The sequence below is a fragment of the Vibrio sp. T13N genome, assembly GCF_032970445.1.
Taxonomy (GTDB): domain Bacteria; phylum Pseudomonadota; class Gammaproteobacteria; order Enterobacterales; family Vibrionaceae; genus Vibrio; species Vibrio diabolicus.
This window is the reverse complement of sequence record NZ_JAWJYE010000006.1, coordinates 101,764-127,018: the sequence shown is the minus strand read 5'-3', so window position 1 is coordinate 127,018 and position 25,255 is coordinate 101,764. Positions and strand designations below refer to the sequence as shown.

Annotated in this window: 20 protein-coding genes; 16 read left to right on the top strand and 4 right to left on the bottom strand. The window is 45.6% G+C overall.

The window, feature by feature from the left end:
• Window positions 1-44 precede the first annotated feature (44 nt).
• The 11 genes from murE (at window position 45) to lpxC (ending at window position 13,589) form a co-directional block, all read left to right on the top strand.
• Window positions 45-1,526 carry a UDP-N-acetylmuramoyl-L-alanyl-D-glutamate--2,6-diaminopimelate ligase gene (gene murE, locus R2S67_RS11860; RefSeq protein ID WP_317344427.1) on the top strand — a complete coding sequence of 494 codons (1,482 nt, stop codon included), beginning with the start codon at window positions 45-47 and terminating at the stop codon, window positions 1,524-1,526.
• Window positions 1,523-2,887, top strand: a complete 1,365-nt coding sequence (locus R2S67_RS11855; RefSeq protein ID WP_203342985.1) for a UDP-N-acetylmuramoyl-tripeptide--D-alanyl-D-alanine ligase — start codon at window positions 1,523-1,525, stop codon at window positions 2,885-2,887. Before murE ends, R2S67_RS11855 begins: the two co-directional genes overlap by 4 nt.
• Window positions 2,887-3,969, top strand: a complete 1,083-nt coding sequence (gene mraY / locus R2S67_RS11850; RefSeq protein WP_005372931.1) for a phospho-N-acetylmuramoyl-pentapeptide-transferase — start codon at window positions 2,887-2,889, stop codon at window positions 3,967-3,969. The genes R2S67_RS11855 and mraY overlap by 1 nt, the downstream gene beginning before the upstream one ends.
• Before the next feature lie 39 nt (window positions 3,970-4,008).
• A complete protein-coding gene (gene murD / locus R2S67_RS11845; RefSeq protein WP_317344421.1) occupies window positions 4,009-5,322 on the top strand; it encodes a UDP-N-acetylmuramoyl-L-alanine--D-glutamate ligase in 1,314 nt (437 codons plus the stop codon).
• Window positions 5,323-5,340: 18 nt separating this feature from the next.
• Window positions 5,341-6,537, top strand: coding sequence for a cell division protein FtsW (gene ftsW / locus R2S67_RS11840; RefSeq protein ID WP_005396444.1), 1,197 nt, complete (start codon window positions 5,341-5,343; stop codon window positions 6,535-6,537).
• Complete coding sequence (murG, locus tag R2S67_RS11835; RefSeq protein WP_317344419.1) at window positions 6,524-7,591, top strand: undecaprenyldiphospho-muramoylpentapeptide beta-N-acetylglucosaminyltransferase; 1,068 nt, start codon at window positions 6,524-6,526, stop codon at window positions 7,589-7,591. Before ftsW ends, murG begins: the two co-directional genes overlap by 14 nt.
• A gap of 22 nt (window positions 7,592-7,613) precedes the next feature.
• Window positions 7,614-9,071, top strand: a complete 1,458-nt coding sequence (murC, locus tag R2S67_RS11830) for a UDP-N-acetylmuramate--L-alanine ligase (protein ID WP_237284632.1) — start codon at window positions 7,614-7,616, stop codon at window positions 9,069-9,071.
• A 192-nt stretch (window positions 9,072-9,263) separates the two neighbouring features.
• A complete protein-coding gene (locus R2S67_RS11825; protein WP_012842151.1) occupies window positions 9,264-10,046 on the top strand; it encodes a cell division protein FtsQ/DivIB in 783 nt (260 codons plus the stop codon).
• A complete protein-coding gene (gene ftsA, locus R2S67_RS11820; RefSeq protein WP_012842150.1) occupies window positions 10,039-11,301 on the top strand; it encodes a cell division protein FtsA in 1,263 nt (420 codons plus the stop codon). Before R2S67_RS11825 ends, ftsA begins: the two co-directional genes overlap by 8 nt.
• Before the next feature lie 30 nt (window positions 11,302-11,331).
• Window positions 11,332-12,570, top strand: a complete 1,239-nt coding sequence (gene ftsZ, locus R2S67_RS11815) for a cell division protein FtsZ (RefSeq protein ID WP_012842149.1) — start codon at window positions 11,332-11,334, stop codon at window positions 12,568-12,570.
• Window positions 12,571-12,671: 101 nt separating this feature from the next.
• A complete protein-coding gene (gene lpxC, locus R2S67_RS11810) occupies window positions 12,672-13,589 on the top strand; it encodes a UDP-3-O-acyl-N-acetylglucosamine deacetylase (RefSeq protein ID WP_005381871.1) in 918 nt (305 codons plus the stop codon).
• A gap of 114 nt (window positions 13,590-13,703) precedes the next feature.
• Here the strand turns inward: lpxC and R2S67_RS11805 are convergent, their stop codons facing one another.
• Window positions 13,704-14,162: a DUF721 domain-containing protein gene (locus tag R2S67_RS11805; RefSeq protein ID WP_012842148.1), complete on the bottom strand. Its 459-nt coding sequence runs from the start codon at window positions 14,160-14,162 to the stop codon at window positions 13,704-13,706.
• A gap of 408 nt (window positions 14,163-14,570) precedes the next feature.
• Between R2S67_RS11805 and secA the strand changes: the two genes are divergently transcribed.
• The 3 genes from secA to dapB all read left to right on the top strand — a co-directional run bounded on the left by secA (window position 14,571) and on the right by dapB (window position 18,785).
• Window positions 14,571-17,300, top strand: a complete 2,730-nt coding sequence (secA, locus tag R2S67_RS11800) for a preprotein translocase subunit SecA (RefSeq protein WP_005396435.1) — start codon at window positions 14,571-14,573, stop codon at window positions 17,298-17,300.
• 166 nt (window positions 17,301-17,466) lie between these two features.
• A complete protein-coding gene (gene mutT, locus R2S67_RS11795) occupies window positions 17,467-17,865 on the top strand; it encodes an 8-oxo-dGTP diphosphatase MutT (RefSeq protein WP_005396433.1) in 399 nt (132 codons plus the stop codon).
• Window positions 17,866-17,975: 110 nt separating this feature from the next.
• Window positions 17,976-18,785: a 4-hydroxy-tetrahydrodipicolinate reductase gene (gene dapB, locus R2S67_RS11790; RefSeq protein WP_145473190.1), complete on the top strand. Its 810-nt coding sequence runs from the start codon at window positions 17,976-17,978 to the stop codon at window positions 18,783-18,785.
• A gap of 8 nt (window positions 18,786-18,793) precedes the next feature.
• Here the strand turns inward: dapB and R2S67_RS11785 are convergent, their stop codons facing one another.
• A complete protein-coding gene (locus R2S67_RS11785) occupies window positions 18,794-19,021 on the bottom strand; it encodes a hypothetical protein (protein WP_170892359.1) in 228 nt (75 codons plus the stop codon).
• A gap of 245 nt (window positions 19,022-19,266) precedes the next feature.
• Here R2S67_RS11785 and carA point away from each other — a divergent pair, with 245 nt between their 5' ends.
• The gene (gene carA, locus R2S67_RS11780) at window positions 19,267-20,406 is read left to right on the top strand and encodes a glutamine-hydrolyzing carbamoyl-phosphate synthase small subunit (protein WP_005396428.1); all 1,140 of its coding nucleotides are present in this window, start codon (window positions 19,267-19,269) and stop codon (window positions 20,404-20,406) included.
• Between the two features lie 16 nt (window positions 20,407-20,422).
• Complete coding sequence (gene carB / locus R2S67_RS11775; RefSeq protein WP_317344409.1) at window positions 20,423-23,656, top strand: carbamoyl-phosphate synthase large subunit; 3,234 nt, start codon at window positions 20,423-20,425, stop codon at window positions 23,654-23,656.
• Window positions 23,657-23,753: 97 nt separating this feature from the next.
• Here the strand turns inward: carB and R2S67_RS11770 are convergent, their stop codons facing one another.
• Together R2S67_RS11770 and R2S67_RS11765 are read right to left on the bottom strand one after the other, a co-directional pair.
• Entirely contained in the window at window positions 23,754-24,218 is a 465-nt protein-coding gene (locus R2S67_RS11770) for a hypothetical protein (RefSeq protein ID WP_053808580.1), read from the bottom strand.
• Window positions 24,211-25,122 carry a hypothetical protein gene (locus R2S67_RS11765; protein ID WP_023584955.1) on the bottom strand — a complete coding sequence of 304 codons (912 nt, stop codon included), beginning with the start codon at window positions 25,120-25,122 and terminating at the stop codon, window positions 24,211-24,213. Before R2S67_RS11765 ends, R2S67_RS11770 begins: the two co-directional genes overlap by 8 nt.
• Window positions 25,123-25,255: the final 133 nt, after the last annotated feature.

Genomic DNA, 25,255 nt, shown 5'->3' with positions numbered 1-25,255 from the left:
CAAACAAAATTAAGAAAACCTGAGCCAAAGCTCGGAGAACAAATATGACTAAAGCCATCAGTATGGACGTGCTGCTTTCCCCTTGGGTGGATTGCCCTAGCTTATCGTCCGTTCTTGTTTCTGAATTGGAGCTCGACAGCCGAAGAGTTCAACCTGGAACCACGTTTGTCGCGGTGATTGGCCATGTTGTGGATGGGCGTAACTTCATTGCTTCTGCCATTGAGCAAGGCGCCAATGCGGTTCTAGCGCAAGCCTGTGATGTAAAAGCACACGGCACGGTGGAAATCATCGATGACGTTCCCGTTATTTACCTCGATACGTTGGATCAACGTTTATCTGCAATTGCTGGAAAGCTCTATGCTTACCCAGATATGGATTTGATTGGTGTCACCGGCACCAACGGAAAAACCACCATTACTCAGCTAATTGCACAATGGCTAGAGCTACTTGGCCACAAAGCGGCAGTGATGGGCACGACGGGAAATGGTTTTCTCGACAATTTACAGCAAGCCGCGAATACAACAGGGAATGCTGTAGAAATTCAGAAAACGCTCTCCTCTCTCGCAAATCAACAAGCCGCATACACCGCGCTAGAAGTCTCTTCTCATGGCTTAACGCAAGGCCGTGTCAAGGCGTTGTCGTTTGCGGCGGGTGTGTTTACTAATCTAAGTCGTGATCACCTAGATTATCATGGCACGATGGAAGAGTACGCCAATGCAAAGCTGGGGTTGTTTACACAACATCAATGTGAACGTGCCATTATCAATATCGATGATGAAGTCGGTCATGCATGGGCGTCGCAGTTAAGCAATGCGATTGCGGTGTCACTCAAACCGAACACTGAATTTGAAAGCGCTATTTGGGCGACAGATGTCCGTTACGCGGAGTCGGGGATTACTATCCAATTTGATGGTAAATTTGGCTCAGGTCAATTGCACGCGCCACTGATTGGTGAGTTTAACGCAACCAACATAATGCTCGCTTTTGCGACCTTATTAAGCTTGGGTAAGGATAAACAAGCGTTACTCGAAACCGCAGGTCAGTTACAACCTGTACTCGGCCGAATGGAGTTATTCCAGACAGAGGACCGTGCCAAAGTCGTGGTCGATTATGCCCATACTCCTGATGCACTAGAAAAAGCACTGCAAGCTTTACGAGTTCACTGTGAGGGGCAGCTTTGGGCTATTTTTGGTTGCGGAGGCGATCGCGATGCAGGTAAGCGCCCAATGATGGCGGAAATTGCAGAGCGTCTAGGCGACAGAGTGGTGTTGACTGACGATAACCCACGCAGTGAAGATCCGGTTCAGATTGTAAAAGACATGTTATCCGGGCTGTCAAAACCTGCCGAAGCGATTGTGCAGCATGATCGTTTCAAAGCACTGTCTTATGCGGTTGAGAATGCTTCGCCGAAAGACATCATCTTGTTAGCGGGTAAGGGCCACGAAGATTATCAAATTCGGAATGGCGAAACGATTCATTACTCCGACCGTGAGTCTGCTATGCAGCTTTTAGGATTGTCCTCATGATCAAAGTAACGTTATCTCAAATTGCCAACATCACTCGCGGTGAGCTATTCGGCGATGATCTACTTATCGGCGCGGTTTCTACTGATACACGAGCGATTGACCACGGTGCTTTATTTGTTGCGCTGGTGGGTGAGCGCTTTGATGCGCACAACTTTTGCCAGCAAGCGGTGGATGCAGGCGCTGGTGCTTTACTCGTACAAAAACGTCTAGATGTGAATGTGCCACAAGTCGTGGTGTCGGACACCAAAATGGCACTGGGTGAGTTAGCCTCTTGGGTGCATCAAACTTGCCAAACACCTACCGTTGCCATCACAGGCAGTTGCGGTAAAACGACCGTCAAAGAAATGGTCGCGAGCATTCTGCAATTGAAAGGCAAAGTGCTGTTTACTGCAGGTAACTTCAACAATGATATTGGTGTTCCGTTGACGTTATTGCGCTCACAGCAGGATGACGATTATGCCGTGATTGAGCTTGGTGCTAATCATATCGGTGAAATTGCTTACACAACGCAGTTAGTAAAACCAGATATCGCGTTAGTGAATAATGTAGCCGCCGCGCACCTTGAAGGCTTTGGTTCTATTGATGGCGTGAAACAAGCCAAAGGTGAAATTTACCAAGGTCTTGCTGCAGGTAGTATTGCGATTGTCAATTTAGACAGCAATGGCGAAACAAAGTGGGAAAGCGTGCTGGCGGATAAGGAAGTTATCACCTTCTCACAAAGTAATTCTGCGGCTGATTACTATGCATCAAATATCGTGATGAATGCCGCGGGAGAGGCCAGCTTTAACCTACATATCGCAGCAAGCTCACAAGAAATTGAACTGTCTCTGGGTATTATAGGTCAACACAACGTGGCGAATGCAATCGCAGCTTCTATTATTGCGTTGCAAATGGGCGCCACATTAGAAGAGGTTCGCGCTGGCCTTAAACATTTAAACAAAGTGAAAGGTCGCGTCGAGGTTGAAGCGCTGAGCGAAAAAATCAAATTGATTGATGACAGCTACAACGCAAGCGTGCCAGCCATGAAAGCGGCGGTTGACTTATTAGCTGCTTTCCCAGGTCAGCGCTGGCTGATTTTAGGTAATATGGCGGAATTGGGCGAGGAAAGTCTTGCACTTCATCGTCAAGTCGGGGAACATGCTGCCCCACAAAAATTTGAACATGTTCTCACATATGGTGCAGACGCCAAGGTGATCAGTGAGCTTTGCCAAGGCATTCATTTTGAGACGCACCAAGAGATGATTGAATACATCAAGCAGCATCTAGACCAAGCCGTTCCTGAAAACCATACGATTTTGGTGAAAGGAGCGAACGGTGCACGTATGTTTGAAGTCGCTGCTGCTTTGAAGGAGTATTATTAATGATTATTTGGCTTGCCGAGCTGCTACAGCCATACCTGTCTTTTTTCCGATTGTTTGAATACTTGTCTTTTCGAGCAATTCTAAGCGTATTAACCGCTCTGGGTCTGTCATTATGGATGGGACCAATCATGATCAAGCGTTTGCAAATGCTGCAAATTGGTCAGGTAGTACGTAACGAAGGTCCTGAATCTCACTTTAGTAAGCGTGGTACTCCAACGATGGGCGGTATCATGATCTTAGCGGCCATCTCAATCACAATCTTGCTTTGGACTGACTTATCCAACCCATATGTATGGGCGGTATTGACGGTCTTGCTTGGCTACGGTGCAGTCGGATTTGTTGATGATTATCGTAAAGTGGTGCGCAAAAATACCGATGGTTTGATCGCGCGTTGGAAGTACTTCTGGCAATCGTTGATCGCGTTTGTCGTGGCTTTTGCATTGTACGCTTACGGTAAAGACACTGCAGCCACTCAGCTCGTGGTGCCATTCTTTAAAGACATCATGCCGCAACTTGGTTTGATGTACATTATCCTGACTTACTTTGTGATTGTCGGTACGAGTAACGCGGTTAACCTGACCGATGGTCTAGACGGTTTGGCAATCATGCCAACGGTTCTTGTTGCTGCAGGCTTCGCGGTTATTGCATGGGCGACGGGTAACGTTAACTTCTCTGAATACCTTCATATTCCATACCTACCACATGCTTCTGAGTTGGTTGTCGTATGTACAGCAATCGTCGGTGCAGGCCTTGGTTTCTTGTGGTTTAACACGTACCCAGCACAAGTGTTCATGGGTGATGTCGGCTCACTAGCGCTTGGCGGCGCGTTAGGCACTATTGCTGTTCTCGTTCGTCAAGAGTTGGTGTTGGTGATCATGGGCGGTGTGTTTGTGATGGAAACGCTGTCGGTAATTCTACAGGTGGGTTCATACAAACTGCGTGGTCAGCGGATCTTCCGTATGGCACCTATTCACCACCACTACGAATTGAAAGGTTGGCCAGAACCTCGCGTAATCGTGCGTTTCTGGATTATTTCTATGGTTCTTGTTCTGATTGGTCTTGCGACATTGAAAGTGCGTTAATCGCACTTTCCAAGAACAAGATTTACAGTGTGATCAAATATGGAACGTTGGCAAAACATACATAGTGTTGTCGTCGTAGGGCTCGGTATTACCGGGCTCTCTGTCGTTAAACACCTAAGAAAAAATCAGCCACAGCTTGTGGTCAAAGTCATTGATACTCGCGTAAACCCTCCGGGTGCAGAGCGTTTGCCGGAAGATGTTCAACTGCATAGTGGTGGTTGGAATACAGACTGGCTTTCTGACGCGGATCTTATCGTGACCAACCCTGGTATTGCGCTAGCGACACCAGAGATCCAAGCCGTATTGGAAAAAGGCACGACAGTAGTTGGTGATATTGAGTTATTCGCCTGGGCGGTGCAGAAGCCTGTGATTGCGATTACGGGCTCAAACGGTAAGAGCACTGTCACCGATCTCACAGGCGTGATGGTTAAGGCCGCGGGTTTGGAAGTTGGCGTTGGTGGCAATATCGGCGTTCCTGCCTTGGATTTACTAGAACATGACGCAGACCTATATGTGCTTGAACTCTCAAGCTTCCAGTTGGAAACAACGTCAAGCTTAAAGCTCAAAGCTGCAGCGTTCCTGAATCTTTCTGAAGATCATATGGATCGTTATCAAGGCATGTCTGATTATCGACAAGCCAAGTTGCGTATTTTTGACAACGCTGCTCTTGCGGTAGTGAACCGTGATGATCAAGAAACCTTCCCAGACGCAGAGATGCCATTGGTGACATTTGGCAGCGACAATCAGGACTTTGGTCTCGAGGTGGATGGCAATCGCACTTGGCTACTCGATCATGGTCAACGAGTTGTCGCAAGTGATGAGCTTAAGTTGGTTGGTAAACACAACTTATCCAATGCATTGGTCGTTTTAGCGCTCTTAAAGGCTGCGGGCGTTGATTATCACAACGCATTGAATGCACTTAAAAATTACACGGGACTGACACACCGATGCCAGGTGGTTGCGGATAATCAAGGCGTAAAATGGGTGAATGACTCTAAAGCAACTAATATTGCGAGCACTATGGCTGCGCTATCTGGTTTGGAGTCGACAGGTAAGCTCTACTTGCTCGTTGGTGGTGTTGGCAAAGGTGCTGACTTCTCGCCATTAAAACCGATCTTCGCGACGCTTAACTTGCAACTGTGCTGCTTTGGCGCTGATGGCGATGAATTTATGCCACTGCATGAATCTGCAATACGTTTCGACACCATGGAAGATGTGATTCAACAAGTATCTTCGCAGTTAAAACCAGGTGATATGGTGATGCTGTCTCCTGCATGTGCTAGCTTTGATCAATTCGACAACTTTATGGCAAGAGGTGATGCTTTCGCTGCTCTTGCTCAGAAATATGCATAATTAAAGGTTACACACTTCGTGGGTTTAGGTAACGTTAAACGCAGTATTGGCAATTGGCTCAAGCATCCAGCACCAGAGGCGATGTTTGATCGTCAGTTAGTGTGGATTGCACTGGGTTTGATGTTGACTGGTTTGGTCATGGTAACCTCTGCATCATTTCCAATCAGCTCTCGATTAACGGAACAGCCGTTCCACTTTATGTTTCGTCATGCGACGTTTCTCGTGCTGGCGTTAGGGACCTCCGCTGTTATTTTGCAAGTGCCTTTGCAAGAGTGGTTTAAGAAGAGCCATTACTTACTTTGGGCTTCTTTCGCGCTGTTGATCATCGTGCTCTTGGCGGGTAAGTCGGTTAATGGTGCGTCTCGTTGGATTCCCCTTGGGCTGTTTAACCTTCAGCCAGCGGAAGTCGCGAAGCTATCGCTGTTTATCTTCATGTCTGGTTACTTAGTTCGAAAGCAAGACGAAGTACGACAAACCTTCTTTGGTGGCTTTATGAAGCCAATCATGGTGTTTGCTTTCTTCGCAGTATTACTGCTTGGTCAGCCAGACTTGGGTACGGTCGTCGTGATGCTAGTAACACTGTTTGGCATGCTGTTTATCGCAGGCGCAAAACTGACTCAGTTTCTCGCGTTGATGGTGGCAGGTATCGGCGCTGTGGTAGGTTTGATTTTAGTCGAACCATACCGTATGCGACGAGTAACCTCCTTCCTTGACCCGTGGGAAGACCCATTTGGCAGTGGCTATCAGTTGACTCAGTCTTTGATGGCGTTTGGTCGTGGTGAATGGTTCGGTCAAGGTCTCGGTAATTCAATTCAAAAACTGGAATATCTACCGGAAGCGCATACCGACTTTGTGTTTGCCGTACTTGCTGAAGAGCTCGGTTTTGTTGGCGTTGTGTTGGTCTTAATGTTGATTTTTAGCTTAGTGTTAAAAGCGGTTTACATAGGCAAGCGTGCGTTTGAAGAAGGCGAAATGTTCGGCGGTTATCTGGCTTTCGGTATCGGTATTTGGTTTGCGTTCCAGACGTTGGTTAACGTTGGTGCTGCAGCCGGTATCGTACCAACCAAAGGTTTAACACTCCCGCTAATCAGTTATGGTGGTTCCAGTCTGATTATTATGTCCGTCGCAGTGTCCATATTGCTGCGTATCGATTACGAATGCCGCTTGAAACGCGAGCAACAACAATCAGAACAACAAACTAATGAAACAAAATAAACGTTTGATGGTGATGGCTGGTGGTACTGGCGGTCACGTATTCCCAGGGTTAGCTGTAGCAAAACAGCTGCAAGAGCAAGGCTGGGAGATCCGTTGGTTAGGCACGGCGGATCGAATGGAAGCGGATTTGGTGCCAAAACATGGCATTGAAATCGATTTTATCAAAGTGAAAGGGTTACGAGGTCAAGGCGTAAAGCGTCTGCTTGCAGCTCCATTTCAAATTATTAATGCCATCATGCAAGCTCGGGCGCACATGAAGCATTGGAAGCCCGATGCCGTGTTAGGTATGGGTGGTTATGTGAGTGGTCCCGGTGGTATTGCGGCTTGGTTGAGCGGTATTCCTGTTGTTCTGCACGAACAAAACGCGGTTGCGGGTTTGACAAACCAATGGCTATCAAAAATTGCTAAGAAAGTCTTTCAGGCCTTTCCTGGCGCGTTCCCTGATGCTGAGGTAGTCGGTAACCCTGTGCGTGAAGACCTAACAAGATTAGAAGCGCCTGCAGAGCGAATGCAAGATCGCCAAGGCCCAATTCGTATTCTGGTGATGGGCGGTAGCCAAGGTGCACGCATTCTTAACCAAACTCTGCCAGAAGTGATGTCAAAGTTGGGCGGTGATTACTGTATTCGTCATCAAGCGGGCAAAGGTTCCGCCGAAGAAGTGAACGCCGCATACCAAGCTAATGGTGTGGTAAATGCAGAGGTCACAGAGTTCATTGACGACGTAGCAGAGGCTTATGCATGGGCTGACCTTTTAGTTTGTCGTTCAGGGGCGTTAACCGTTTCTGAAGTATCAGCGGCAGGCGTAGGGGCTATCTTTGTTCCTTTTATGCATAAAGATCGCCAACAAGCACTGAATGCCGATCATCTAGTAGAATGCGGCGCAGCGAAAATGATTGAACAACCAGATTTAACCGTTGAGTCTTTGACTCAGCAGATCCAACAATTGGATCGCCAAGCTTTACTTACGATGGCTGAGCAAGCGCGTGGCGCTGCTAAATTGAATGCCGACCGAGTTGTCGCACAAGCCATTGTCGCTTTGACCGAAAAGCGTTAACGAATTATTGAGAATAGAATTGATGACAATCCAACATACACAAGACTTAGCTCAGATTCGCGCCATGGTGCCAGAGATGCGCCGCGTGAAATCCATCCACTTCATCGGTATTGGTGGTGCGGGCATGAGCGGCATTGCAGAAGTGCTGTTGAATGAAGGCTATCAAATCACGGGTTCTGACCTATCAGAAAACCCTGTGACAGAGCGTTTAGTATCAAAAGGTGCGACGGTATTTATCGGGCACCAAGCTAGCAATGTTGAAAAAGCCAGTGTGGTTGTGGTTTCAACCGCTATCAACGAAGAAAACCCAGAAGTGATAGCTGCGCGGGAGTTACGTATCCCAATCGTACGCCGCGCAGAGATGTTGGCTGAATTGATGCGCTTCCGTCATGGTATTGCCGTTGCGGGCACGCACGGTAAAACGACGACGACGGCGCTCGTGACACAAATTTATTCTGAAGCCGGTCTTGATCCAACGTTTGTAAACGGCGGCTTGGTGAAAAGCGCAGGTACAAATGCTCGTTTAGGCTCGAGTCGTATTCTAATTGCTGAGGCGGATGAGAGCGACGCGTCATTCCTGCACCTGCAACCAATGGTAAGTATCGTCACTAATATTGAAGCCGATCATATGGATACTTATGGGGGTGACTTTGAAACGTTAAAGCAAACCTTCATTGATTTTCTACACAATCTACCGTTCTACGGCCAAGCTATTGTTTGTATTGATGATCCTGTGGTTCGAGAGTTAATCCCACGTATTAGTCGTCAAGTGATTACTTACGGTTTCTCCGCAGATGCTGACGTACGCATTGAAAACTATCGTCAAGAAGGTCAGCAAGGCAAATTTACGGTAGTACGTAAAGGGCGTGCCAACCTAGATATCACTCTGAACATTCCAGGTCGTCACAATGCACTTAATGCGTCGGCTGCGATTGCAGTGGCTACCGAAGATGACATTGAAGACGATGCAATTCTAAAAGCAATGGCCGGAACGCAAGGCACGGGACGACGTTTTGATCACCTTGGCGAGTTTGATACCGGTAATGGTCATGCCATGTTAGTGGATGATTACGGACACCACCCAACAGAAGTTGATGTGACCATTAATGCTGCGCGAAGCGGTTGGCAAGATAAACGTCTCGTTATGATTTTCCAACCACACCGTTATAGCCGTACTCGTGATCTGTACGATGACTTTGCGAATGTTCTAGAGCAAGTTGATGTATTAATCATGTTGGATGTTTATGCCGCAGGTGAAAAGCCAATTGCAGGAGCTGATGGACGTTCATTGTGTCGCACAATTCGCAGCCGAGGTAAGGTAGATCCGATTTTTGTTCCAGAAATCGAGCAATTACCTTCAGTTTTAGCTAACGTTATACAAGACGGCGACCTAATCTTAACGCAAGGTGCGGGTGATGTTGGTAAAGTGGCGAAACAACTGGCAGGTCTTGAATTAAATATAAACAAGATGCTTGGTTAACATAGATTGTTGGCGCGAAGGACAGATAAAGACTCAGATCTCGATTTTGCGTCAATATCATTGTGATTTATTGCTATCAGTGTTTGATAGTTTACAAGAGCTCAGTATAATCCCAAGGTTAAAGTCAAGACTTTTACCTCTGCGTAATTATGTGGGTAAAAAGTACACGACAAAAGTCAGGAAACGAAGACGTTGTTGAATATTGCACTGAATGACGAGCGACCAAACACGGATAATAACCGTGGTCGCCAAGAGAAAATCTTGGGTGCGTTATTTTTCGTTGTGGTTGTGACCTTAATTAGTTCTGTTTTGTACTCGGCGATCAGTTGGATGTGGGATGACCAAAGGTTACCTCTCTCCAAAATAGTACTTCAGGGAAAACTGGAGTATGTCCAAGCTGACGATGTGCAGGCTGCATTTAGTCGAATAGATCACATCGGTACATTTATGTCTCAGGATATTGATGTATTACAGCAAAGTGTCGAAGCTCTGCCGTGGGTGGCGCATGCCGCAATCCGAAAGCAGTGGCCGGATACAGTAAAAGTTTTTTTGACAGAGCATCAACCTGAAGCCATTTGGAATGGCAACGAACTGTTAGATAAAAACGGGTTTGTTTTTGATGGCGATGTGGCTCTGTTACAAGAAGAAAAAGTGAAACTGTACGGACCCAAAGACAGCGGACCAGAAGTCTTACAGACTTACCGTGATTTGAGTCCTAAGTTTCAGCAATTGGGTTTAGCGATATCGTCTCTGGTATTAAACGAGCGACGAGCTTGGCAAATCATCCTTGATAACGGTATTCGATTAGAGCTCGGTAAAGAGTCTCTTCTTGAGCGTATAGAGCGATTTTTTAAGCTCTATAACAAGCTTGGCAGTGACACGCAAAGAATCAGTTATATCGATCTTAGGTACGATACAGGAGCCGCAGTTGGTTGGTTTCCTGAACAAGAGTTAGAAGAGAGTACAGATGACTAAGGCCGCTGATGACAACATTATTGTTGGTCTTGATATAGGCACTGCAACCGTATCGGCTCTAGTGGGTGAGGTTCTACCAGACGGTCAAATTAATATTATTGGCGCAGGTAGTAGCCCTTCACGTGGCATGGATAAAGGTGGCGTGAATGACTTGGAGTCGGTTGTAAAATCAGTACAACGTGCAATTGATCAAGCTGAATTGATGGCCGAGTGCCAGATCAGCCGAGTCTTCATTTCGTTGTCTGGTAAGCATATCGCAAGCCGAATTGAAAAAGGTATGGGCACGATTTCAGATGAAGAAGTGTCTCAAGAAGACATGGATCGCGCTATCCATACCGCAAAATCGATTAAAATCGGTGATGAACAGCGAATCCTTCATGTGATTCCGCAAGAGTTCACCATTGATTACCAAGAGGGAATCAAAAATCCGCTTGGTTTATCTGGGGTAAGAATGGAAGTAAGTGTCCACCTTATCTCATGCCATAATGACATGGCACGCAATATTATTAAGGCGGTAGAACGATGCGGCCTTAAAGTAGAGCAACTCGTATTTTCTGGGCTTGCTGCAAGTAATGCAGTAATCACCGAGGATGAAAGAGAGCTTGGAGTTTGTGTGGTGGATATTGGCGCCGGCACGATGGATGTGGCCATCTGGACTGGCGGTGCGTTACGTCACACAGAAGTATTTTCGTACGCAGGAAATGCTGTAACCAGCGATATTGCTTTTGCTTTTGGTACGCCAGTGAGCGATGCTGAAGAAATAAAAGTCAAATATGGCTGTGCTTTGAGTGAACTGGTCAGTAAGGATGACACGGTTAATGTACCAAGCGTAGGTGGGCGACCATCACGTAGTCTGCAACGTCAAACGTTGTCAGAAGTGATTGAGCCACGCTACTCTGAGCTTATGGGACTGGTTAACCAAACTATTGACTCTGTACAAGCGAAATTGCGCGAAGAGGGTATAAAGCACCATCTAGCTGCGGGAGTTGTACTCACCGGCGGTGCTGCGCAAATGGACGGAGTGATAGAATGTGCGGAACGCGTATTCCGCAATCAAGTAAGGGTCGGCAAACCGCTCGAAGTCAGCGGATTAACTGACTATGTAAAAGAGCCGTACCATTCTACGGCAGTTGGATTACTTCATTACGCAAGAGACATGCAGTCTAGCGACGATAGCGATTATAATGAACCTAAACGCTCATCTGTTACTGGCTTTTTCGATAAATTGCGTAACTGGATACAAAAAGAGTTTTAACCTGAGTTGCAGGATAAACGGAGACAACACATGTTTGAACCGATGATGGAAATGTCTGACGATGCAGTAATCAAGGTCGTTGGGGTTGGTGGCGGCGGTGGTAACGCCGTTGAACACATGGTGCGTGAATCCATCGAAGGTGTGGAATTCATCAGCGTCAACACTGATGCGCAAGCACTTCGTAAGACAAGCGTTGGCAATGTTATTCAGATCGGTGGCGATATCACCAAAGGTCTGGGTGCAGGTGCTAATCCACAGGTTGGCCGTGACGCAGCTCTCGAAGACAGAGATAGAATTAAAGATTCCCTAACTGGCGCCGATATGGTGTTTATCGCAGCTGGTATGGGTGGCGGTACAGGTACTGGTGCAGCACCTGTTATTGCTGAAGTAGCTAAAGAGCTTGGCATTCTAACTGTCGCGGTAGTGACAAAACCGTTCAGCTTTGAAGGCAAAAAGCGTTTGGCGTTCGCTGAGCAAGGTATCGATGAGCTGTCTAAGCACGTTGACTCTTTGATTACGATTCCAAACGAAAAGCTGCTTAAAGTACTTGGCCGTGGTGTCACGCTACTAGAAGCTTTTGCAAGTGCGAACGACGTTCTTAAGAACGCAGTTCAAGGCATTGCAGAGCTAATTACTCGCCCTGGCATGATCAACGTCGACTTTGCGGACGTAAGGACAGTAATGTCTGAAATGGGTCACGCGATGATGGGCAGCGGTATTGCTAAAGGCGAAGATCGTGCTGAAGAAGCGGCTGAAATGGCAATTTCTAGCCCACTTCTGGAAGACATCGATCTAGCGGGCGCTCGTGGTGTTCTTGTCAATATTACTGCAGGTCTGGATATGCGTCTTGACGAGTTTGAGACGGTTGGTAATACAGTGAAAGCATTTGCTTCTGACAATGCAACTGTTGTTATCGGTACTTCTCTAGACCCAGATATGACTGATGAAATCCGCGTAACAGTTGTAGCGACAGGTATTGGCAATGAGAAAAAACCAGATATCACGCTAGTTGCGGGTGGTAAAGCGAAAGTGGCTCCGACGCCGCAGGCTCAACCACAACAGCAAGCGGCGGCAACGCAAGCTGAAGAGAAACCGGCACAAACCTTGCAAAATAATCAAGTGCAAGAGAAGCCACAGGTAACTCCTCAGCCGACAAATACAGTTTCTTCTTCTCCAGCATCGTCGAGCCAAAGCTCTGCGGCTCCGAAGCAAGAGAAGGAAAGTGGTTATTTAGATATCCCGGCATTTTTGCGTCGTCAGGCTGATTAATCTTTAATCCATAAATTTGACATGGCTCAAAATTATGGTAGCATTCACGGTCGACGTTACAGACGGCCGTGTTTTGTAGCAAATTTTTGAGAGGCAAGCAGATGATCAGACAACGTACTCTGAAAGAAATAGTGAAAACAACTGGTGTGGGCCTCCACTCTGGTCGTAAAGTCACGCTTACTCTGCGCCCGGCTGCTGCAAATACAGGTATCATTTACCGTCGTACAGATGTAAACCCACCTGTAGATTTTCCAGCTGATCCAGCTTCTGTTCGTGACACCATGCTATGTACTGCTTTGGTAAACGACGAAGGTGTGCGTATTTCAACTGTAGAGCACTTGAATGCGGCACTTGCTGGTATGGGCATCGACAACATTGTTGTCGAAGTAGACGCACCTGAAATTCCAATTATGGATGGTAGTGCTAGCCCATTTGTATACTTGCTACAACAAGCAGGTATAGAAACGCAAAATGCGCCAAAACGTTTCATCCGTATTAAAAAGCCAGTTCGTTTTGAAGATGGCGATAAATGGGCAGAGTTTGTACCATTTAACGGCTTCCGCATGGACTTCGAAATTGAATTTAATCACCCTGCTATTGAGTCAGACGAACAGCGCTTGCTGTTTGATTTCTCTTCAAAAGGCTTCGTTCGTGAAATTTCTCGTGCACGTACGTTTGGCTTTATGCGTGATATCGAATATCTACAATCTCAAAACCTAGTTTTGGGTGGTAGTTTCGACAATGCTATCGTATTGGATGATTACCGTATTCTTAACGAAGAAGGTCTACGCTTTGAAAATGAGTTTGTGACTCACAAAGTGTTGGATGCGATTGGTGACCTTTACATGTGTGGTCACCCAATCATCGGTGAATTTCGCGCCTTTAAATCAGGGCACGGTTTGAACAACCAACTTCTGCGAGCTGTTCTTGCTGATCAAGAAGCCTGGGAGTGGACTACATTCGAAGAAGAAGTCGGCTCACCAGTAGCATTCGCTGAACCAAATATGGTGCTTGCGTAAATACTCGGCATTAAAATTAATAAAAAACCAGGCTTATGCCTGGTTTTTTGCTATTTGGCTTTAATCTTGGGCTTATTAATAGCATTCGAGCTTTTCAGCATATTGAAATAACGGTTACTTACGGTCTTTCTTTTCTGCCATATCGGCCAATCGCTTTAAACGCTCTTGAATTTTAGGCGGTGCCATGTCGGCAATCGTCATCAATGACTTTGCTGCAGATTCTGTTAATGGTGGACGTTTAGGTCTGTCGTCTTGTTCGAAACGATTTCGGTATAATGATGGATTGATCCTCACTTCAACGCTCATCAGTTTGGCAAAGCCTTGAGTACGAAGTTTATTTAGGATCATGAGGCGATCGTAATCGATCTTCATTTTGATCGCGGCACTAGAAACATCGATCAATAGGTGGCCGTTACGAACATTCGCCACCCGGCAATGATCGGCTGTCCCTGTGGGTAAGATCTCTTGCAAAGCTTGGTTAAGCTGTAAGATTTCTCCAGCATGTTCTTGAATCTGCTTGAACTGTGATTCAGCAATAACATCTTCAGTCGAGGTTGGACGGTGATCACGCATAGGTAAAATCTAATTTTGTTGAGATATCAGCTATTCTAGAGCAGCTTTCTATCAAGGTATAGTTTACATTAACGTCTTTCGCTTCAGTTTTACAATGTAGCAAGGTAAAAAGCAAAGTCTGCTTTGAATAGATTACACATATTGTGGTATGCAATATCGTCTAATCAGTCACCACTTTAAGTAAAAACTTCAGAGTGCTTCAAACAAATACGTCTATTTATGGTTGTATCGATGAAAAATCCTTACACTAAGCCACATTGTTTCGAAACTTAGCCTTGAAATATGGATGTTTGAACTCAATATCTTTGATAAATGATTTATCTCAGTATTCTTAGTTCCAAACTGGCAGAGACTGAAGGCATTATGAGTAGATCGGGAACGGTCTGATTAAAGAGAGATTCACGAAAAATGATAACTAAGCTACTGACAAAAGTGATTGGCAGTCGCAACGACCGAACACTGCGCCGCCTTAGAAAAATTGTAAAAGAAATTAATAACTACGAGCCAACATTCGAAGCTCTAAGTGATGAAGAGTTAAAAGCAAAGACGGTTGAGTTCCGTGAGCGCCTAGAGAAAGGTGAAACTCTTGATAAACTACTTCCTGAAGCTTTTGCTACGGTTCGTGAGGCATCTAAGCGTGTCTACGGCATGCGTCACTTCGACGTTCAGCTTATCGGTGGTATGGTTCTAAATGCGGGTCAAATTGCGGAGATGCGTACAGGTGAAGGTAAAACGCTGACTGCAACGCTTCCAGCTTACTTAAATGCTCTTGCTGGTAAAGGTGTTCACATCGTAACAGTGAACGATTATCTAGCTAAACGTGATGCTGAGACGAACCGCCCTCTATTTGAATTTTTAGGTATGACCGTTGGCGTAAACGTGCCAAACATGCCTCCTCAAGAGAAAAAAGAAGCGTACCAAGCTGACATTCTATACGGAACCAACAATGAGTTTGGTTTTGACTACCTTCGTGACAATATGGCTTTCCGTAGCGAAGACCGTGTACAGCGTGATCGCTTCTTTGCTGTTGTCGATGAGGTGGACTCAATCCTAATTGATGAAGCTCGTACTCCTTTGATCATTTCTGGTCCTGCTGAAGATAGCTCTGAGCTATACACTCGAATCAACCTTTTGATCCCGCATCTGAAAAAGCAAGATAAAGAAGACTCTGAAGAATACCGCGGTGATGGTCACTACACTGTTGATGAAAAATCAAAGCAAGTATACCTAACAGAAACAGGTCAAGAATACGTTGAAGAACTGTTGGTGAAAAACGGTCTGATGGAGGAAGGGGATACACTTTACTCTCCGGCTAACATCAGCATGTTGCATCACGTGAATGCTGCTTTGCGTGCTCATGTGTTATTCGAGCGTAACGTTGATTACATCGTTACTGATGAAGGCGAAGTGGTCATCGTTGATGAACACACTGGTCGTACAATGCCAGGTCGTCGTTGGTCTGAAGGTCTTCACCAAGCAGTAGAAGCGAAAGAAGGCGTTAAGATCCAAAACGAAAACCAAACTTTGGCTTCTATTACCTTCCAGAACTACTTCCGTTTATACGAAAAACTGTCAGGTATGACAGGTACAGCGGATACTGAAGCGTTCGAATTCCAGTCTATCTATGGTTTGGAAACGGTGGTTATCCCAACCAACAAGCCGATGATTCGTAACGATATGCCAGATGTGGTTTACCGTACTGAAGCAGAGAAGTTTGCGGCAATCATTGAAGATATTAAAGAGCGTGTTGCCAAAGGGCAGCCAACGCTTGTTGGTACTGTGTCGATTGAAAAGTCAGAACTTCTTTCTAACGCATTGAAGAAGGCTAAGATCAAACACAACGTATTGAACGCGAAATTCCATGAGAAAGAAGCGGAAATTGTTGCTGAAGCGGGTATGCCTGGTGCGGTAACTATCGCGACCAACATGGCCGGTCGTGGTACGGACATTGTGCTTGGCGGTAGCTGGCAATCAAAAGTTGAAGCTTTAGAGAACCCAACTCAAGAGCAAATCGATGCGATTAAAGCAGAGTGGAAAGTGGTGCATGACCAAGTGCTAGAAGCTGGTGGTCTACATATCATTGGTACTGAGCGACACGAATCTCGCCGTATTGATAACCAGCTACGTGGTCGTTCTGGTCGTCAAGGTGATGCGGGTTCATCGCGCTTCTACCTATCTATGGAAGACTCTTTGCTACGTATTTTCACTTCTGATCGTATGGCGAGCCTTATTCAAAGTGGTATGGAAGAAGGTGAAGCTATTGAATCGAAAATGCTTTCTCGCTCAATTGAAAAAGCACAGCGCAAAGTGGAAGGTCGTAACTTTGATATCCGTAAGCAGCTGCTTGAATACGATGATGTAGCGAACGATCAACGTAAGGTTGTCTACGAACTGCGTGACGAGTTAATGAACGTTGAAGACATCAGCGGCATGATCGAGCAAAACCGTGAAGATGTGCTAACAGCGGTTATTGATGAGTACATTCCACCACAGTCACTAGAAGATATGTGGGATGTTGAAGGTCTACAAGAGCGCTTGAAAGCGGACTTCGATCTTGATGCGCCAGTGAAACAATGGCTTGAAGAAGACGACAAGCTTTACGAAGAAGCATTACGTGAAAAGATCATCAACCTAGCCGTTGAAGTGTACAAAGAGAAAGAGGAAGTGGTGGGTGCACAAGTGCTTCGCAACTTCGAAAAATCGGTCATGCTTCAGACTCTGGATACGCTTTGGAAAGAGCATTTGGCTGCGATGGATCACTTGCGTCAAGGTATCCATTTACGCGGTTACGCACAGAAGAACCCAAAACAAGAATACAAACGTGAGTCGTTTGAACTGTTTGAGGGTCTACTAGAAGCGCTGAAAACAGACGTTATTACTGTTCTATCTCGTGTTCGCGTTCAGCAACAAGAAGAAGTTGAACGTATGGAAGAACAGCGTCGTGCGCAAGCTGAAGAAGCCGCTCGTCGTGCACAAGCGCAACACGCTGCAGCACAAAATCCGCTTTCTGAAGGCGAAGAATCTGAAGAAGGTTCAAATCAACCAATGGTACGTGATGAACGTAAAGTCGGTCGCAATGAACCTTGCCCTTGTGGCAGTGGCAAGAAGTACAAACAGTGCCACGGCAAAATCGACTAATCTGTTAGTCGGATTATTTTTCAAAGAGTCGCTTAGGCGACTCTTTTTTTAAATAAATTCTTTGGCTATCAAATTCCATAAGTTTGATAGGTCAGAAAGTTTTTGAGATGTAGAAGCTCGTTGTCACAATAGTAAAGTACAACGGTCTTGAGAGTTAGGAATCCCCATGAAAAGAATTCACATAGTCGCGGCAATTATTTTTAACCAAGATAAATCAAAGATCTTTATTACAAAGCGTCCTGATGATAAGCACAAAGGCGGGTTTTGGGAGTTTCCGGGTGGCAAAGTCGAGCCGGGAGAAAGTATTGAGCTTGCTATTACAAGAGAACTCGAAGAAGAAGTGGGAATTGAAGTTATTGAGCAAGCCCCTTTTGAACACTTGGAATACGACTATCCAGACAAATCACTCAAGTTTGATTTTATTACAGTATCTCAATTCAGTAATGAGCCTTACGGTCGAGAAGGTCAAGAAGGATGCTGGGTTGAGATCAGCGAATTGGGCGACTACACCTTTCCTGAAGCGAACGTACCTATCTTGGAGCGTGTTGTAAAAGAGTTTGCTTAAGCTCGATGAACTTGCTTGTGGTAACCATAGTATGTTGTTAGTTTAAACAGATTAAGCAAAACGAGAGAACGAGAGTAAACCTCGTTATCCAGAGAAGGAGAGAAAGCGCAATGGTTCGTATTGCAATCGCAGGAGCAGCTGGCCGAATGGGCCGCAATTTGGTTAAAGCTTCACACCTTAATCCTGAAGCGACAGTGAGCGCGGGATCAGAACGACCTGAGTCTTCACTCGTCGGCGTCGATATCGGTGAACTTTGTGGTGAAGGTAAATTCGATGTGCTCTTAACAGATGATCTTGCTAAAGACGTCGATAATTTTGATGTAATCATCGATTTCACCGCTCCAGTAAGCACATTAGCGAATCTCGAGTTGTGTAAGAAATACGGTAAGAGCATTGTGATTGGGACGACTGGCTTCAGCGATGCAGAGCGTGATCTTATCGATGAAGCAGCCAAGCAAGTGCCTGTTGTGATGGCGCCAAATTATTCTGTAGGCGTAAACCTTGTCTTTAAGCTTCTTGAGAAAGCGGCCAAAGTGATGGGGGATTACTGTGATATCGAGATTGTTGAAGCACACCATCGCCATAAAGTTGATGCCCCCTCTGGTACCGCTGTCGGAATGGGAGAAGCTATTGCTGGTGCGATGGGTAATAAGCTGAATGATGTAGCTGTCTATGCCCGAGAAGGCATTACTGGTGAACGAACAAAAGATGAGATCGGCTTTGCTACGATTCGCGCTGGCGATATCGTCGGTGAGCATACAGCTATGTTTGCTGATATCGGGGAACGAGTGGAAATAACGCACAAAGCGACTGATCGCATGACGTTTGCTAATGGGGCCGTAAAGGCTGCCGTTTGGTTGAGTGCTAAACCTGCGGGCTTTTATACCATGACAGATGTTTTGGGATTGAATGAACTCTAAATACATAATTATTCGCCGGCGCTAGCCGGCTTTTTTATATCTATAGAATTATTTGTAAATAAAATGATTCTGATAGAGAAGATTTTAGCACTTACTTTTGTTATATTTTTGTCTGTTTTGGCTTTGTTTTTGGGTGTAACCGTTAAAAGTGTTCCTGTTTTTGTCTTAGTGAACGTTTGCGTTAAAAACTCATAATTTTTTGTGATCCCTAAAAAGTTCAAATTTGTAAAATTCATTAAACCTCTATCCCTCCCTATGTAATAGCATTCAAAAGTTGTCTTTTTGAGCCTTACTGATTCGAAATGACCTTACTCGCTAGAAATTGATAATTTATTTTTGATTGTAGGTTGACAGGTTTCCAGTCCAACTTTAGAATACCGCCAATTTGTCTGAAATACCTATTTATGTAGATTTTATAGGTAAAGGAAGGCATGTTTGCAGCTTGATTTATTTTTTTTGCATTTTTATTCTGGAGGTTGTCTTGGGTAAATTAGCACTGTTAGTCCTAGAAGATGGGACAGTGTTCCACGGAGTGTCCATAGGGGCAGATGGTATTTCCGTTGGTGAAGTCGTTTTTAATACCTCGATGACGGGGTATCAAGAAATCCTCACTGATCCTTCCTATTCTCAGCAAATCGTCACCCTTACTTATCCTCACATTGGCAATACCGGAACCACTTCCGAAGATGAAGAATCCTCTTCCATTCATGCACAAGGCCTTGTGATTCGCGATCTTCCTCTTATCGCTTCTAACTTCCGTAATGAACAATCCCTCTCTGATTACCTTAAGTCTCAAAATATTGTTGGCATCGCTGATATTGATACGCGAAAGCTCACTCGTATCTTGCGTGAAAAAGGTGCTCAAAACGGTTGTATTGTTGCGGGTAATAACCTAGATGAAGCTTTGGCTTTAGCGAAAGCAAAAGAATTCCCAGGCTTAAAAGGAATGGACCTTGCGAAAGAAGTTACAACGAAAGAAGCGTATCAATGGAAACAAGGTTCGTGGACGCTTGAAGGTGGACTTCCAGAGGCGAAAGATGACAGCGAGCTGCCATACCACGTCGTTGCTTACGACTTCGGCGCAAAACGCAACATCCTACGAATGTTGGTTGACCGCGGTTGCCGCTTAACGGTTGTTCCTGCTGAAACGTCAGCGGAAGAAGTGCTTGCGATGAACCCGGACGGTGTTTTCCTATCAAATGGCCCTGGTGATCCAGAACCATGTACTTACGCGATTGAAGCGACAAAAGTGTTCCTAGAAAAAGGCTTACCTATCTTCGGTATCTGTTTAGGTCACCAAATCCTTGCGTTAGCGTCAGGTGCACAAACCGTGAAAATGAAGTTTGGTCACCATGGTGCAAACCACCCAGTAAAAGATTTAGACCGTAACGTTGTTATGATCACTTCGCAAAACCACGGCTTTGCGGCAGATGAAGCAACGTTACCGGAAAACTTACGTGCTACTCACGTATCGTTATTTGATGGCTCTTTGCAAGGTATTCACCGCACAGACAAGCCAGCATTTAGCTTCCAAGGTCACCCAGAAGCGAGCCCAGGTCCACATGACGCGGCACCGCTATTTGACCACTTTATCGAACTAATCAAAAAACACAGCGCTTAATTCGGAGTAGTAGATAATGCCAAAACGTACTGACATTCAAAGTATTCTAATTCTTGGTGCTGGTCCGATTGTTATCGGTCAGGCATGTGAGTTTGACTACTCTGGCGCACAAGCCTGTAAAGCACTTCGTGAAGAAGGCTACCGAGTTATTCTGGTTAACTCGAACCCAGCAACGATCATGACTGACCCAGAGATGGCTGATGCGACTTACATCGAGCCAATCCAATGGGAAGTGGTACGCAAGATCATTGAAAAAGAGCGTCCAGATGCAGTTTTGCCAACCATGGGTGGCCAGACTGCACTTAACTGTGCGTTAGACTTAGAGAAACACGGCGTACTAGAAGAATTCGGCGTAGAGATGATCGGCGCAACTGCAGATGCAATCGACAAAGCGGAAGACCGTTCTCGTTTTGATAAAGCGATGAAGTCTATCGGCCTTGAGTGTCCTCGCGCAGATACAGCGAAGAGCATGGAAGAAGCTTACAAAGTTTTAGATATGGTTGGCTTCCCTTGTATCATCCGTCCATCGTTCACCATGGGTGGCACTGGTGGTGGTATCGCGTACAACAAAGAAGAGTTCGAAGAAATCTGTCGTCGCGGTCTGGACTTATCTCCGACCAACGAACTTCTTATCGATGAGTCACTAATCGGTTGGAAAGAGTACGAAATGGAAGTCGTTCGTGACAAAGCGGACAACTGTATCATCGTATGTTCAATCGAAAACTTTGATCCAATGGGTATCCACACGGGTGACTCAATCACAGTAGCACCAGCACAGACACTGACTGACAAAGAATACCAGCTAATGCGTAATGCATCGCTAGCCGTTCTACGTGAAATTGGTGTTGAAACAGGTGGTTCAAACGTACAGTTTGGTATCAACCCGAAAGATGGCCGTATGGTTATCATCGAGATGAACCCGCGTGTATCTCGCTCTTCTGCGTTAGCGTCAAAAGCAACAGGTTTCCCAATCGCTAAGATTGCCGCGAAGCTTGCTGTTGGCTTTACTCTGGACGAACTACAAAACGACATCACGGGCGGTGCAACACCAGCATCATTCGAGCCAACTATCGACTACGTCGTAACTAAGATTCCTCGCTTTAACTTCGAGAAATTTGCTGGCGCAAACGACCGTCTGACTACTCAGATGAAATCGGTTGGTGAGGTAATGGCAATTGGTCGTAACCAACAAGAATCTCTTCACAAAGCACTGCGTGGCCTAGAAGTTGGCGCAACTGGTTTTGACGAGATGGTCGATTTAGAAGCACCAGATGCACTGACTAAGATTCGTCACGAACTTAAAGAAGCAGGCGCTGAGCGTATCTGGTACATCGCCGATGCATTCCGAGCTGGCATGTCAGTTGACGGCGTGTTCAACTTGACTCAAATCGACCGTTGGTTCCTGGTTCAAATCGAAGAAATCGTAAAACTCGAAGAGCAAGTCAAGGCGGGCGGCTACGCAGGTTTGACCAAAGAAGTGCTTCGCCAGATGAAACGTAAAGGTTTCTCTGATGCGCGCTTGTCTAAACTGCTAGGTGTCGCTGAAAGTGAAATTCGCCGTGTTCGTGAGCAGTTTGATATTCACCCGGTTTACAAACGTGTAGATACGTGTGCCGCTGAGTTTTCTTCTGACACGGCTTACATGTACTCATCTTACGATGAAGAGTGTGAAGCAAACCCAACAGACAAAGACAAGATCATGGTTCTTGGTGGCGGTCCAAACCGTATCGGCCAAGGTATTGAATTCGATTACTGTTGTGTACACGCATCACTTGCGCTGCGTGAAGACGGTTACGAAACCATTATGGTTAACTGTAACCCAGAAACGGTATCTACTGACTACGATACGTCTGATCGCCTGTACTTCGAACCAGTAACTCTGGAAGATGTACTGTCTATCGCTCGCGTTGAAAAACCAAAAGGTGTGATTGTTCAGTACGGTGGTCAAACGCCACTTAAACTGGCTCGTGCTCTAGAAGCGGCTGGTGTTCCAATCATTGGTACTAGCCCAGATGCTATCGACCGTGCGGAAGACCGTGAACGCTTCCAGGCAGCTGTTGACCGTCTAGGTCTACTTCAGCCAGAAAACGCGACAGTAACAACGATGGAACAGGCGGTTGAAAAATCGAAAGAAATTGGCTTCCCATTAGTTGTTCGCCCGTCTTATGTACTCGGTGGTCGTGCGATGGAAATTGTTTACGATGAGCAAGACCTGCGTCGCTACTTCAACGAAGCAGTAAGCGTATCGAACGAGTCTCCAGTTCTACTAGACCGTTTCTTGGATGATGCAACCGAAGTTGATATTGATGCTATCTGTGACGGTGAACGCGTCGTTATCGGCGGTATCATGGAACACATCGAACAAGCGGGTGTTCACTCTGGTGACTCTGCATGTTCACTGCCTGCATACACGCTAAGTCAGGAAATTCAAGACAAGATGCGTGAGCAAGTTGAGAAGCTGGCGTTCGAACTCGGTGTACGCGGTTTGATGAACACGCAGTTTGCTGTGAAAGACAACGACGTTTACCTAATCGAAGTGAACCCTCGTGCTGCTCGTACGGTACCATTCGTATCGAAAGCGACAGGTGCACCTCTAGCGAAAATCGCTGCACGTGTAATGGCGGGTCAATCTCTAGAGTCACAAGGCTTTACTAAAGAGATTATCCCTCCTTACTACTCAGTGAAAGAAGTGGTTCTGCCGTTCAACAAGTTCCCTGGCGTTGATCCGCTATTGGGCCCAGAAATGCGCTCAACAGGTGAAGTAATGGGCGTTGGCGCAACATTCGCAGAAGCTTACGCGAAAGCAGAGCTAGGTTGTGGTGCGGTTTACCCTGAAGGTGGTCGTGCGCTACTGTCAGTACGTGAAGGCGATAAAGAGCGTGTTGTTGACCTGGCTTCTAAGCTAGTGAAACTGGGTTACCAGTTGGATGCGACACACGGTACTGCTGTAATTCTGGGCGAAGCGGGTATTAACCCACGTTTGGTAAACAAAGTACACGAAGGTCGTCCACACATTCTTGACCGTATCAAGAACAACGAATACACCTACATCGTAAACACGGCTGCTGGTCGTCAAGCGATTGAAGATTCGAAAGTTCTACGTCGCGGCGCACTGGCAGAGAAAGTGAACTACACAACGACACTGAACGCAGCGTTCGCTACATGTATGTCTCATACTGCAGACGCAAAAGCGTCAGTAACTTCGGTTCAAGAGCTACACGCAAAAGTGAAAGCTAGTCTAGACGCGTAACAGATAAAAATCAGTAAGCTCGTTAATCAGGGCTTACATGACAACCTCATTGCCCGCTCATTTGAGCGGGCTTTTTTGTTTTATTAAGCAACTTGTTCTACTTGTTGATATTTTTCATTCGTCTTCGATGCTCTCTACGACTCTGAGCTAGTTCATAGTAAAAGGTTATGAAGCATTTGTAGGAAGGAGTATTCATCAAATAAAGAGCAATAATGGGGAGAGCAAGGGCTATCAACCAGAATAGGTCTCCTAATTTTGCTTCTGAAACCCCAAAACATATCGCAATGAAAATTTGTATCGTGGCATTGAAAATATTGATTGGATTTAGAAACTTTAAACCATGAATAATGATCATCCCAAATGGAATCGTTACCAAAAGTGCACCAATACCCATCATTACTACCCACAAGTAGAATGGACCGTAAGTGTTTGAAATATCGATTAGTTGATCCAGGAAGAAAATATTTAATCCTCCCCCCATTGTTAACAGTATTATTGCACTTAAAGCTGTAGCGATGCTTTTAGCGGACAGAACGAAGACTTCTTTTTCCCTACTATTCAATGGAAAACTCCTCGTATACACCCACTGCAATAGCACCGACGTTGCCGGAGGTTGCACTACCCACGAAACTGATAGTTGCACCAATGGCATCTTTTAGTTGAAGTTGGATGGCATTGCTGATGTCTTGTGAAGAGAACCTTCGTTTCACGCTTCCTGAACGTACTAGTTGTTTATAGGCTTTTGAAGATAAGTTTGGGATGTTTTGTTTCGAAATTTCTTTAGTGAGCCTTGCTCGTTCGTGTCGATTTAAGCCCTTCAAAACTTCACTTAAGCTTTTTCCTGAGCTCTTCTGTAGATTACTTATGGCTTTTATTGTGGCTGTGCCTGATGCCCCAACACCTACCAGAGATATGTAATCGAGGGCTTTAGACGTATTTTGATACCAAGCTTGCGAGTCCAGTTCATCTAGCTTATCAGGAGCAAAACCCTCAGCTCCACTCCTGCCTATGCCCACCATACATTGGACTGTAGAGGCAGCCGCCGCACTGTATCCCAAATAAGTAACGGCAGCACTCGTGCCTCCCGAAATTGGAATCGCACCAACACTACCAATAACAACCATCCAACCTAAAGCTGCTGAAGCACAGCTTAAGCCTGCTCCAATAAGTTCAGAAGCTAACTTAGACTCTCTATTCGAAGACTTAAGTTCTTTGGCGTAGCTATCGGCGGACATAGGAGATGTCGGCTCTTTTAAAATAATACTGATAGGGTTGACGCGACAACTGGAGTTGAACTTTCGAAGAGAGATTATTGTTGAATCACCTGCGATATAAATAACCCCTGCCCCCGAAGTTTCAGGCCTAGAGTCTATGACTTTGAAGAGCTGTTTTAGATTTACGGTTTGTTCTATACGAGAGCGTAGCTGTTGTTCTTTTATTGAGGGGCGAGTCCTTAAAACATCCATTATTTTCACTCTTGATAAGGTTGAATTTATCAGATTAAGCCAGTGTTTTTCTTGGCCATCAAAAAAATGAAATACTCTTGAGGTGAGGCTCTATATTTTGATGTAATTGATATTTTTAATGTATCATTTTCTA

Bases quoted from the DNA above. Each gene is read 5' to 3' on its own strand.
- murC (WP_237284632.1), top strand. From the start codon at position 7,614: ATGACAATCCAACATACACAAGACTTAGCTCAGATTCGCGCCATGGTG.
- ftsA (WP_012842150.1), top strand. From the start codon at position 10,039: ATGACTAAGGCCGCTGATGACAACATTATTGTTGGTCTTGATATAGGC.
- murE (WP_317344427.1), top strand. From the start codon at position 45: ATGACTAAAGCCATCAGTATGGACGTGCTGCTTTCCCCTTGGGTGGAT.
- secA (WP_005396435.1), top strand. From the start codon at position 14,571: ATGATAACTAAGCTACTGACAAAAGTGATTGGCAGTCGCAACGACCGA.
- lpxC (WP_005381871.1), top strand. From the start codon at position 12,672: ATGATCAGACAACGTACTCTGAAAGAAATAGTGAAAACAACTGGTGTG.
- carB (WP_317344409.1), top strand. From the start codon at position 20,423: ATGCCAAAACGTACTGACATTCAAAGTATTCTAATTCTTGGTGCTGGT.
- dapB (WP_145473190.1), top strand. From the start codon at position 17,976: ATGGTTCGTATTGCAATCGCAGGAGCAGCTGGCCGAATGGGCCGCAAT.
- ftsZ (WP_012842149.1), top strand. From the start codon at position 11,332: ATGTTTGAACCGATGATGGAAATGTCTGACGATGCAGTAATCAAGGTC.
- R2S67_RS11855 (WP_203342985.1), top strand. From the start codon at position 1,523: ATGATCAAAGTAACGTTATCTCAAATTGCCAACATCACTCGCGGTGAG.
- R2S67_RS11765 (WP_023584955.1), bottom strand. From the start codon at position 25,122: ATGGATGTTTTAAGGACTCGCCCCTCAATAAAAGAACAACAGCTACGC.
- R2S67_RS11785 (WP_170892359.1), bottom strand. From the start codon at position 19,021: ATGAATTTTACAAATTTGAACTTTTTAGGGATCACAAAAAATTATGAG.
- mutT (WP_005396433.1), top strand. From the start codon at position 17,467: ATGAAAAGAATTCACATAGTCGCGGCAATTATTTTTAACCAAGATAAA.
- R2S67_RS11805 (WP_012842148.1), bottom strand. From the start codon at position 14,162: ATGCGTGATCACCGTCCAACCTCGACTGAAGATGTTATTGCTGAATCA.
- mraY (WP_005372931.1), top strand. From the start codon at position 2,887: ATGATTATTTGGCTTGCCGAGCTGCTACAGCCATACCTGTCTTTTTTC.
- murG (WP_317344419.1), top strand. From the start codon at position 6,524: ATGAAACAAAATAAACGTTTGATGGTGATGGCTGGTGGTACTGGCGGT.
- murD (WP_317344421.1), top strand. From the start codon at position 4,009: ATGGAACGTTGGCAAAACATACATAGTGTTGTCGTCGTAGGGCTCGGT.